This is a genomic window from Tenacibaculum aquimarinum (genome assembly GCF_022478115.1).
In the GTDB taxonomy this organism is placed as follows: domain Bacteria; phylum Bacteroidota; class Bacteroidia; order Flavobacteriales; family Flavobacteriaceae; genus Polaribacter; species Polaribacter aquimarinum_A.
On record NZ_JAKGSC010000002.1, the window covers coordinates 84,507 to 96,401 of the forward strand.

Annotated in this window: 6 protein-coding genes; all 6 read left to right on the plus strand. The window is 29.9% G+C overall.

What is annotated here, in order from left to right; all coding sequences use genetic code 11:
* Positions 1–111 precede the first annotated feature (111 nt).
* The 6 genes from L1S33_RS06355 to L1S33_RS06385 all read left to right on the plus strand — a co-directional run bounded on the left by L1S33_RS06355 (position 112) and on the right by L1S33_RS06385 (position 11,895).
* Entirely contained in the window at positions 112–1,476 is a 1,365-nt protein-coding gene (locus L1S33_RS06355; RefSeq protein ID WP_240552180.1) for an MFS transporter, read from the plus strand.
* A 12-nt stretch (positions 1,477–1,488) separates the two neighbouring features.
* Positions 1,489–2,142, plus strand: coding sequence for a beta-phosphoglucomutase (gene pgmB, locus L1S33_RS06360; protein WP_240561709.1), 654 nt, complete (start codon positions 1,489–1,491; stop codon positions 2,140–2,142).
* Positions 2,143–2,228: 86 nt separating this feature from the next.
* On the plus strand, positions 2,229–4,535 hold the full coding sequence (locus tag L1S33_RS06365; protein ID WP_240561710.1) for a glycoside hydrolase family 65 protein: 2,307 nt from the start codon (positions 2,229–2,231) through the stop codon (positions 4,533–4,535).
* A gap of 12 nt (positions 4,536–4,547) precedes the next feature.
* Positions 4,548–6,488: a glycoside hydrolase family 13 protein gene (locus L1S33_RS06370; protein WP_240561711.1), complete on the plus strand. Its 1,941-nt coding sequence runs from the start codon at positions 4,548–4,550 to the stop codon at positions 6,486–6,488.
* Positions 6,489–6,491: 3 nt separating this feature from the next.
* Positions 6,492–10,010 (plus strand): TIM-barrel domain-containing protein, encoded by a 3,519-nt coding sequence (locus L1S33_RS06380; protein ID WP_317208773.1) that lies wholly within the window; start codon positions 6,492–6,494, stop codon positions 10,008–10,010.
* A gap of 10 nt (positions 10,011–10,020) precedes the next feature.
* Entirely contained in the window at positions 10,021–11,895 is a 1,875-nt protein-coding gene (locus L1S33_RS06385) for an alpha-amylase family protein (RefSeq protein ID WP_240561712.1), read from the plus strand.

Below are 11,895 nucleotides of genomic sequence, written 5' to 3' on the forward strand. Positions count from 1 at the left end.
TATACATATCTTTGTTGTCATATTAAGATTTATCAATAAATTACATTCCACAAAACAGTAATTTGATAAGTCATAAAAACTTATCGTAATATTCATTAATAATATTCGATAATGGAAAAGCGTAAATTAAGCTTCTGGCAAATTTGGAACATGAGTTTCGGATTTCTAGGAATACAATTTGGATTCGCCTTACAAGGTGGATTTATGTCAAGAATTTTTCAAACTTTAGGAGCAGGCAAGGAAGAAATTCCTATGCTTTGGATTGCAGCACCCTTAACAGGTTTACTTGTACAACCAATTATTGGTTATATGAGTGATAGAACTTGGAGTGTAAAATGGGGTAGAAGAAGACCTTACTTTTTAATAGGTGCAGTTTTAAGTTCCTTAGCTCTATTTTTTATTCCTCATTCTCCTGCATTATGGGTTGCAGCTGGTTTTCTATGGATTTTAGATGCGTCTATAAACATATCTATGGAGCCTTTTAGAGCTTTGGTAGCAGATAAACTACCAGAATCTCAAAGATCTTATGGTTTTGTTGTACAAACATTAATTATAGGTATAGGAACCTGGATTGCAAGTAATTTACCTTGGATGGTTTCTCAATTTGGTGTTAGTAATGAAGCTGCATCAGGAGTTGTACCAATGTCTGTAAAAGTTGCATTTGCAATTGGAGCTTTTGTATTTTTAGCAAGTATACTTTATACTGTTTTTACTACAGATGAATATCCGCCAGAAGATATGGAAGAGTTTAAACTAGAAAAAGCTAAGAAGAACAATTTCCTTCCAGATATCATAAACAATATTGGAAGTATGCCAACAACAATGAAAAAATTGGGCATAATTCAATTTTTCTCATGGTTTGCATTTTTTACAATGTGGTCTATGGCAAACCCAGCTTTAACAGAACATGTTTTCCATACACCTGCGCCAATAGAAGCTGCTTATAATATGGCAGATACTACACAAGCAGATGCTTTTAACATTGCTAACACAAAATTTCAAGAGTCCTCTAACTCAGTAGGTTCTGCAATGGGAATTTATGGTCTGTCTTCAATGGTTTTCGCTTTATTATTAACATTATACACATCTAAAAGAAACATAAATAGAAAATATGTACACTTATTTTCTTTAATTCTTGGAGGTATAGGTTTTCTATTAATGAATTCTGCTTCACCTGAAACTTTAAAATACTGTTTTGTATTAATAGGTTTTGCTTGGGGAAGTATTTTATCAATGCCATATGCAATGTTATCTAGTTCAGTAGATCCAAAGAAAATGGGAGTAATTATGGGGATTTTTAACATGTTTATTGTTATTCCACAAATTATTGCAGCATTAGGAGGCATTAATTACATATCGAGTTTATTGGGCGAAGAGGCTATAAATGCAATGACAGTTGCAGGAATTAGTTTGGTTATTGCAGGCTTATGCAATTTACTTATTACCAATAAAAATGCAATTAGTTATCAAGAATAGATTTAAAATTAAATGAAAAGAGGATTTATATTCGATTTGGATGGTGTAATCGTAGACACTGCCAAATATCATTATTTAGCGTGGAAAAATTTAGCAAACCAATTAGGTTTCGATTTTACAAAAGAACAAAACGAATTATTTAAAGGTGTTAGTAGAAAACGCTGTTTAGAGATTTTGTTAGAAATAGGAAACAGAGAAGCAACACAAGAAGAGTTTGATACTTGGATGGTTGAAAAAAATGTGGACTATTTAAAGTATATAGAAAATATGGATGCATCAGAAATTTTGCCTGATGTGCCAAGAGTTTTAGAATTTTTACAAGAAAATAACATTCCAATTGCTTTAGGATCTGCAAGTAAAAATGCACAACCTATTTTAGAAAAAGTTGGTTTGTTACATTATTTTGATGCCATTGTAGATGGTAATAATGTTACCAAAGCAAAACCAGATCCAGAAGTTTTTCTGTTAGCAGCAAAACAATTAAATGTTATACCAGAAAATTGTGTGGTATTTGAAGATGCTGTAGCTGGTGTGCAAGCTGCAAATGCAGCAAAAATGATGAGTATTGGTATTGGAGATAAAAATGTGCTTGCAGAAGCGCAACTTATTTTTACTGATTTTACAGAAATCAGTACCAATTTTATTAAAAGTTTAATAGAAAAGTAAGAAACGAGAAGATAGAAATAAGAAAAGAGAAGGCACTAGTTTTTTTATTCTTAAGTCTCTATTCTTTTCTCTTAAAAGAAAAAAAAATGAATCAAGATTATATAAAACCTAATGAATGGTCTATCATAGAAGAAGGCTTTAATTCAGAAAAAGTAAAATCTTCAGAAAGCTTATTTAGCATTGGTAATGGTGCTATGGGACAAAGAGCAAATTTCGAAGAAACATATACAGGACCAACTTTTCAAGGAAGTTATATTGCAGGTGTTTATTACCCTGATAAAACTAGAGTTGGTTGGTGGAAAAACGGATATCCAGAGTATTTTGCAAAAGTTTTAAATGCACCAAATTGGATAGGAATTAACGTTTTAATTAATGATGAAAAGCTAGATTTACATACATGTAAAGAAGTTTCAAAATTTAAAAGAGAACTGAACATGCAAGAAGGTTGGTTGTCTAGAAGTTTTGAAGCAGTTTTACAAAATAATGTAAAAATTAAAGTGGATACTAAACGTTTTTTAAGTTTAGAATTAGATGAGGTTGGCGCAATAAGTTATAATGTAACTCCTCTTAATTCTGATGCAAAAATAATTTATATTCCTTATTTAGATGCAGGTATTACCAATGAAGACACCAATTGGGATGACCAATTTTGGGATGTTTTAAATGTTTCTCAAAACAACCAACAATCGTTTATTGAGGCCAGAACCATGAAAACACATTTTTACACGTGTACTTTTATGGAATCTCGTTTATTTATAGATAAAGATGAGGTTATTACAGATTGTAATAATGAGCAAACTTCTAATTTTACATCTTGTAACTATCAACAAGAAATTAAAGAAAATCAAACATATACTATCCATAAATTTGGTGGTTATGTGGTTGATAGAAATCACAATAAAAACGAATTAATTACTGCAGCAAAAGAAGCATTAGACAAAGCCGTTAGTTTTGGATTTGATGCCTTATTAGAAATGCAAATACAATCTTGGGCGAAGATTTGGAAAATGTCTGACATTACTATAAAAGGTGATGTAAAAGCGCAACAAGGAATTCGTTTTAATATTTTTCAATTAAACCAAACCTATTTAGGTACAGATGCTAGTTTAAATATTGGTCCTAAAGGTTTTACAGGTGAAAAATATGGAGGAAGTACATATTGGGATACAGAAGCATATTGTATTCCTTTTTATATGGCAACCAAAGATCAATCTGTTGCTAGAACTTTGCTAGAATATAGATATGAACATCTAGAAAAAGCGATTGAAAATGCAGCAAAACTTGGTTTTACAAACGGTGCTGCTTTGTATCCAATGGTTACTATGAATGGTGAAGAATGCCATAATGAATGGGAAATTACCTTCGAAGAAATTCATAGAAATGGAGCTATTGCTTTTGCAATTTTTAACTATTACAGGTTTACAGAAGATTATTCTTACATTCCAGAAAAAGGATTAGAGGTTTTAATTGGTATAGCACGTTTTTGGCAACAAAGAGCAACTTTTTCTTCAGATAAAGAGAAGTTTATGATTTTGGGAGTTACTGGTCCAAATGAATATGAGAATAACATCAACAATAATTGGTACACAAATTACATTGCAAAATGGTGTATAAATTATGCTTTAGAGAATATTGATATTGTAAAAACAGATCATATTTCAGATTACATCAGAATAAAAGAAAAAGTAAATTTCTCTGATGAAGAATTAAAAGCAATGAAAAATGTTGCTGACAATATGTACTTTCCATATTCAGAAAAGCACAATGTTTTCTTACAGCAAGATGGTTTTTTAGACAAAGAATTAATTACAGTTAAAGATTTAGATAACAGTCAAAGACCAATTAATCAAAAATGGAGTTGGGACAGAATTTTACGTTCTCCTTACATAAAACAAGCCGATACTTTACAAGGTTTTTATATGTTTGAAAATGATTTTTCTACTGAAGAACTAGAGCGCCATTTCGATTTTTACGAACCATTTACGGTGCACGAAAGTTCACTTTCTCCTTGTGTTCATAGTATTCAGGCAGCAAAATTAGGCAGAATGGAGCAAGCTTACGAATTCTATTTAAGAACTTCTCGTTTAGATTTAGATGATTATAATCACGAAGTAGAAGAAGGTTTGCACATTACATCTATGGCAGGAACTTGGATGAGTATTGTAGAAGGTTTTGGAGGAATGAGAATTATAAATAATACACTTTCTTTTTCACCCAAAATACCTAAAGGATGGAATTCTTACTCGTTTAAAGTTAATTTTAGACATCAGGTTATTACAGTAAATGTAAATCAAAATGGTGCAAAATTTGAGTTAGAAGGAAATAACGAAATCAATATTTTAGTAAATGGAGAAACTGTAACTGTTTCACCAAATAATTTATTAATAGTTTAAAACAAGAGATTAATGAAGCCTATCAGAAACATTTTTTTAGTAGTAATTATCATAGCTTTATTTTCGTGTAACAATGCAGAAAGTAAAAAAAATGTTTCTGTGGTTTCAATTTCTAATACAAGTTTAGATAGAGTAGAACCAACCAATTGGTGGGTAAATTTTAAAGATACTTCACTTCAATTATTAGTTAAAGAAAACAATATTGGCAACTCTAAACCATCAATTTCTTATGCAGGAGTTTCTATTGTAAAAGTAAACACTGCAAGAAGTAAAAACTACTTATTTATCGATTTAAATATTGATAAAACTACAAAACCAGGAAAATTTGACATCACTTTTAATTTTGATGATGGAACAAAAAAAACACATACGTACGAACTTAAATCTAGAGAAAAACAAGCAGATAATTATGTAGGTTTTAACAGTACAGATGCCATTTATTTAATTACACCAGATAGATTTTCGAATGCTGATGAAAATAATGACATCAACAAAAAATTAAAGGAAACCACCATAGATAGAAAAGATGGCTACAAACGTCATGGAGGCGATTTACAAGGAATTATTAATCATATAGATTATATTTCAGATTTAGGATTTACAACAGTTTGGCCAACGCCAATATTAACAAATAACATGTATAATGGTTCTTATCATGGTTATGCTATTACAGATTATTATCAAGTAGATCCTCGTTTTGGAACAATGACTGATTATAAAAATTTAGCAGATAAATTGCATCAAAAAGGAATGAAATTAATCATGGATCAAGTTGCAAATCATTGTGGTTTAGAACATTGGTGGATGAAAGATTTACCTTTTAAAGATTGGGTAAATCATCAAAAAAATTACGAAGAAAATATTGATAATTGGAACTATAAAACCAATATTAATTCTAATCATAGAAGAACTACAAATCAAGATTTATACGCTTCAGAAGTTGATAGAAAAGGAAATAATGAAGGTTGGTTTGTTTCAAGTATGCCAGATTTAAATCAACGTAATCCATTTATGGCAAAATACATTATTCAGAATAGTATTTGGTGGATAGAAACTTTAGGTTTAAGTGGAATTAGACAAGATACATATCCTTATCCAGATAAAGATTTTATGGCAAATTGGGCAGGTTCTATTATGAATGAATATCCTAATTTTTCTATTGTTGGCGAAGAATGGAGTTACAATCCGTTATTAGTTGGTTATTGGCAAAAAGGCGCCAAAAATAAAGATGGTTATGCCTCTAACTTAAAATCGACAATGGATTTTCCGATGCAAAAAGCCATTATAGAAGGTATTAATGAAGAAGAATCTTGGGACAAAGGTTTGGTAAAATTATACGAAGGTTTGGCAAATGATTTTCATTACGCAACACCAAAAGACATTATGGTTTTTTTAGATAATCATGATGAAAATAGAATGTTTACTGCACTAAATGAAGATGTTACAAAAGCAAAAATGGCATTAAGTTATCTGTTAATGTTACCAAGGATTCCTCAAATTTATTACGGAACAGAAATTTTAATGGATGATACAGCAAATCCTGGAGATCATGGTTTAATTAGAACCGATTTTCCTGGCGGTTTTAAAGATGATAAAATAAATGCATTTACCCAAAAAGGTTTATCTGATAATCAAAAATCAATGCAAAACTTTATAAGTAAAGTTTTAAATTATCGTAAAAATAGTGATGCTATTCATGATGGAAAAACGATTCATTTTGCACCATTTATGGGTACTTATTTTTTATTTAGAAGTGTAGAAGATGAAACTGTTGTGCATATAATTAATAAAAATGACAAACCAATTACTATCGATTTAAAACGATATAAAGAAGTTGGTTTAAAAGCTAAAAAGCTTAAGAACATTATTACTGACCAAGACTTTATTTGGGAAGATAAAATCAACTTAAAAGAAAAAGGTAGTATTATTTTAACTACAAAAAGTATTTTTTAAAAAATGAAAAACATTTTACACGTTTTAATATTATTTATTGGGTTTAGTTCTTATGCTCAAGTAACTATTGTCGTAGAAGATTATCCTAAAGAATCCTCTAAAAAATCACCAATTTTTATTTCTGGAGATTTTGAAGGTTGGTCTGGAGGAAAAAAGGAATATCAATTACAAAAAACAGGAAATACATACAGTATTACGCTACCAAAAACTTCAGAAAATATCAATTTTAAGTTTACACAAGGTTCTTGGGCTTCTGTAGAAAGTGATAAAAAAGGATTGAGTTTAGGCAATAGAACGTATACTTTTAAGAAAGAAAAAGATACTTTAAAAGTTACAATTGCAAATTGGTCTCATTTATTTAAAAAAGTAAAAAACGCATCTACAGCAAGTAAAAATGTTAGCATTTTAAAATCAGATTTTGTTATTCCTCAATTAAATACGAAACGTAGAGTTTGGTTGTATTTACCAACAGATTATGCAGTATCAAAAGAAAAATATGCAGTGGTTTATATGCACGATGGCCAAAATTTATTTGATAAAAGTACTTCTGGTTATGGAGAATGGAAAGTAGACGAAACGTTAGATAAATTATATAGAGAAAAAGGCTTAAAACTGATTGTAGTTGGTGTAGATCATGGAGGTTCTGAACGTTTAAATGAATACTCGCCATATAAAAATGAAAAATATGGTGGAGGTAAAGGAGATGCTTATTTAGATTTTGTCGTAAATACCTTAAAACCATATATAGATTCTAATTATAGAACTTTATCAGATAAAAAAAACACAGGAATTATGGGTAGCTCAATGGGAGGATTAATTTCTCATTATGCAGCTTTAAAATATCCAAAAGTTTTTGGTAAAGTTGGTGTGTATTCTCCTGCTTTTTGGTTCTCACCAGAAATAAATAAATATTCTATTGAAAATGGGAATCTAAAAGATACTAAAATGTATTTTTTAGCAGGCGGAAAAGAAGGAACTAATGTTGCTTATAATGAAATTAGTAAAACTGTTACAGATATGAACTCTGTAATTGCTATTTTAAAAAAGAATGGTTTTTCAAATGAAAATATTAAATCTAAAGTAGTTGCAGAAGCCAAGCATAACGAAAAACTTTGGAGTACAAATTTTGAAGAAACCATTTTATGGTTGTTTAAAGACATTATTAAAGAAAGGTCTTTTGTAGATGTAAAGTTTACAGAAAATCAATTAGAAATTAAAGTTTCTGATGGAGCTTATAAATTGCATTTTTATCAACCAGAAATTATAGAAACTTCATTTATTCCAAAAGGAGAGGTTTTAAAAAAGGATTCTCATGCAGTTGTTTTAAATACTGTTTTTAATGAGGTTAAGTTTAAAGAAAATTCAAATAATTTAGTTTTTTCATCAGCAGGAATTACAGTAAAAATAAATAAACAACCTTTTAAAATCACCTATTTTTATAAGGATAAAGAAATAATTTCAGAAAAAAGAGGGTATTATAAATCGATGCATGAGCCATTAGATTTGGTTAAAAACAATATTATAGCTGATAAAACAGAGAAAATTCAATTTAATTTATCAAAAGGCGAAGTACTTTTTGGAGCAGGATCTAGAGCTTTAGGAATGAATAGAAGAGGTTATAGATTGCCACTTTATAACAGAGCACATTACGGTTATGAAGCGCATTCTGAATTGATGAATTTTACGTTACCAATTGTAATTTCATCAAAAAAATACATGCTTCATTTTGATAATGCTCCTATTGGATATTTAGATTTAGATAGCAATAAAGAAAATTCTTTAACCTATGAAACTATTTCTGGCCACAAAACATACCAAGTAATTGCCGGTAATTCTTGGCAAAATTTAATTGAAAATTATACCAACTTAACAGGGAAACAACCTTTGCCTGCAAGATGGGCTTTTGGTAATTTTTCAAGTAGATTTGGCTATCATTCTCAACAAGAAACAGAAGTTACAATAGACAAGTTTAAAGAGGAAAAAATTCCTGTAGATGCAGTAATTTTAGACTTGTATTGGTTTGGTAAAACGCTAAAAGGAACTATGGGTAATTTAGAGGTTTACAAGGATTCTTTTCCAGATATGAAAGGCATGATTTCTCGTTTAAAAAACAAAGGAGTTAAAACCGTTTTAATTACCGAACCTTTTATTTTATCGAATTCTAAAAAATGGAATGAAGCTGTTGAGAAAGATGTTTTGGCTAAAGATTCTATTGGAAATCCTGCTAAATACGATTTCTATTTTGGTAATACAGGTATTGTAGATATTTACAAAAAAGAAGGGAAAAAATGGTTTTGGAATATTTATAAAGATATTTTAAATCTTGGTGCAAAAGGACTTTGGGGAGATTTAGGAGAACCAGAAGTACACCCAAATTGGGTGCAACATGCAACAGGTTCTGCAGATGAAATTCATAATATTTATGGGCACGATTGGGCACGTTTAATTTTTGAAGGTTACAAAGAAGAATACCCAAATGAAAGGCCTTTTATTTTGATGAGAGCAGGAGCAGCAGGCTCGCAACGTTTTGGAATGATTCCTTGGTCTGGAGATGTAAACAGAACTTGGGGAGGTTTGCAAAGTCAACCAGAAATTGCTTTACAAATGGGAATGCAAGGTTTGGGTTATATGCATTCTGATTTAGGTGGTTTTGCAGGTAATAATTTAGATGATAATTTATACAATCGTTGGTTACAATATGGTGTTTTTCAACCAATATTTAGACCTCATGCACAAGAAGAAGTGCCAAGTGAACCTGTTTTTAGAAGTGAAAAAGCGAAGCAATTAGCAAAAGAATCTATAGCGTTGCGTTATAAAATGTTGCCTTATAATTACAATTTAGCTTTCGAAAATAATCAAAAAGGAACACCATTAATGCGTCCTATTTTCTATGAGGAAGATGATGTAAAATTGATGACAAATTCAACTACCTATTTATGGGGAAAAGATTTTTTAATCACGCCAATTTTAAAAGATTCTGTAAAAACTAAAGAAATTTATTTTCCAAAAACTGCAAATTGGGTAAATTTTTATACGGACGAAAAAATTAAAGGAGGAACTACTAAAAATGTATCTGTTAAAGAAAATTCAATTCCGACTTATGTAAGAAATGGAACTTTTATTTTAATGACTAATGTTGAGCAAACTACGGACAATTACAAAGCAGATAAACTCGAATTACATTATTATTTTGATACTTCAAAAAAAGTAACTAAAAGAACGTTTTATAATGATGATGGATTGACTGCACATGCCTTTGAAAAAGGAAAGTATGAAGTGTTAGAATTTGTAGCAGAAATAACTAAAAAGTATTTAGAAATTGATTTTGAGGCTAAATTTGGAAGTGATTGGAAATCATCAGAAAAAGAAATTAGTTTAATTATCCACAATCTAAATGCAATTCCTAAAAAGATAAAAATTGATGGTAAAAGAAAAAGTGTATCATCAAAAAATAATAGCATAGAGATTCCTTTAAAATGGAATCCAAAAAAAGAATTAAACGTAAAAATCACCTTAAATTAAAATATCGATTATGAAAAAAATATTTAGCATTTTAGCTGTTTTAATTTTATCAATAGTAGTTGGTTGTTCAACAAAAAAAGGAACAGAAAAGGAAATGAAGCGTATAAGTGACAAGAAAAAAACTGTAGTTTATCAAGTATTTACACGTTTGTTTGGTAATACTAATACCACAAATAAACCTTGGGGAACTATTGAAGAAAATGGTGTTGGTAAGTTTAATGACTTTACAGACAAAGCATTAACCGAAATTAAAGATTTAGGAGTTACACATATTTGGTATACAGGAGTTCCACATCATGATGTAATTCGTGATTATACAGAATTTGGCATTTCTAATGACGATCCAGATGTTGTAAAAGGTAGAGCAGGTTCTCCTTATGCAGTAAAAGATTACTACAATGTAAATCCTGATTTAGCTGTAAATGTTGCAAACAGATTAGAAGAATTTGAGTCTTTAATAGAACGTTCACATAATAATGGTTTAAAAGTAATTATTGATATTGTACCCAATCATGTTGCTAGAAATTATCAAAGTCTATCAAACCCAAAAGGCACAAAAGATTTTGGTGCAGATGATAACACTACAGTTGTTTACGATGTAAATAATAACTTTTATTACAGTCCAGAAAATGCATTTGAAGTACCAGATTTTTTAAATGATTACAAACCTTTAGGAGGAGAAAAAAATGCTTTATCTGATCAAAAATTTGATGAGAATCCTGCAAAATGGACAGGAAATGGTTCTCGTTCTCCAAAACCAAGTTTTTATGATTGGTATGAAACTGTTAAAGTAAATTATGGAATATCACCAGAAGGGAAAAAAGATTTTGAGGAATTGCCAGCAGGATTAGAAAACGAAGATTATAAAAAACACTTCGAGTTTTGGCAAGGTAAAAAAGTGCCAAATTCTTGGGTAAAATTTAGAGATATTGCCCTTTATTGGATTGAAAAAAACGTAGATGGTTTTAGATATGATATGGGAGAAATGGTGCCTGTAGAATTCTGGAGTTACATGAATTCTGCTATTAAGATGAAAAATCCGAATGCTTTTTTGTTGGCAGAAGTCTACAATCCAAAAATGTATAGAGACTATATTAAAAAAGGGAAAATGGATTATTTGTATGACAAAGTTGCGTTATACGATACCATAAAACATGTAATGCAAGGTCATGGATTAACAGATAATATTCCTCCAATTCAAGAAGATTTAAAAGATATAGAACATAATATGCTGCACTTTTTAGAGAATCATGATGAGCAAAGAATTGCAAGTCCAGAATTTGCAGGAAATGCTTTAAAAGGAAAACCAGCAATGGTTGTTTCTACCACAATTTCTACAGCGCCAACAATGGTTTATTTTGGACAAGAATTTGGTGAAGATGGTTCTGAAAACGCAGGTTTTGGAACTCCAAGTAGAACTTCAATTTTCGATTATGTTGGAGTACCATCATTACAACGTTGGGTAAATGATAAGAATTTTGATGGAGGACAATCTACCAAAGAAGAAACCGCTTTAAGAGATTTTTACAAACGACTATTAAACTTCACCATTAAAAGTGATGCTTTAATGGGAGAATATGAAGATATTCATCAATATAACAGACAAAATACAGCAAATTATACAACTAAATTTTTGTCTTTTGTTCGTTATTCAGAAAATGAAAAATTAATAATTATTTCTAATTTTGATGCAGAAAAGAAAGGTGAGTTTCAATTACAAATTCCATCAGAAATTATAAATAAATGGAAATTAAAAGACGGAACATATCAACTTAAAGATAAATTATATAATTTTAAAACTTTCAATTTAGAGGTTGGTAATTCTGTTGGAATTTTAAATGTAATTATAAACCCTTTAGAATCTTTTATTCTTCAACTTCAATAA

Excerpts from the sequence above, each read along its gene's own strand:
- L1S33_RS06355 (WP_240552180.1), top strand. The coding sequence starts at position 112 with ATGGAAAAGCGTAAATTAAGCTTCTGGCAAATTTGGAACATGAGTTTC.
- pgmB (WP_240561709.1), top strand. The coding sequence starts at position 1,489 with ATGAAAAGAGGATTTATATTCGATTTGGATGGTGTAATCGTAGACACT.
- L1S33_RS06365 (WP_240561710.1), top strand. The coding sequence starts at position 2,229 with ATGAATCAAGATTATATAAAACCTAATGAATGGTCTATCATAGAAGAA.
- L1S33_RS06370 (WP_240561711.1), top strand. The coding sequence starts at position 4,548 with ATGAAGCCTATCAGAAACATTTTTTTAGTAGTAATTATCATAGCTTTA.
- L1S33_RS06380 (WP_317208773.1), top strand. The coding sequence starts at position 6,492 with ATGAAAAACATTTTACACGTTTTAATATTATTTATTGGGTTTAGTTCT.
- L1S33_RS06385 (WP_240561712.1), top strand. The coding sequence starts at position 10,021 with ATGAAAAAAATATTTAGCATTTTAGCTGTTTTAATTTTATCAATAGTA.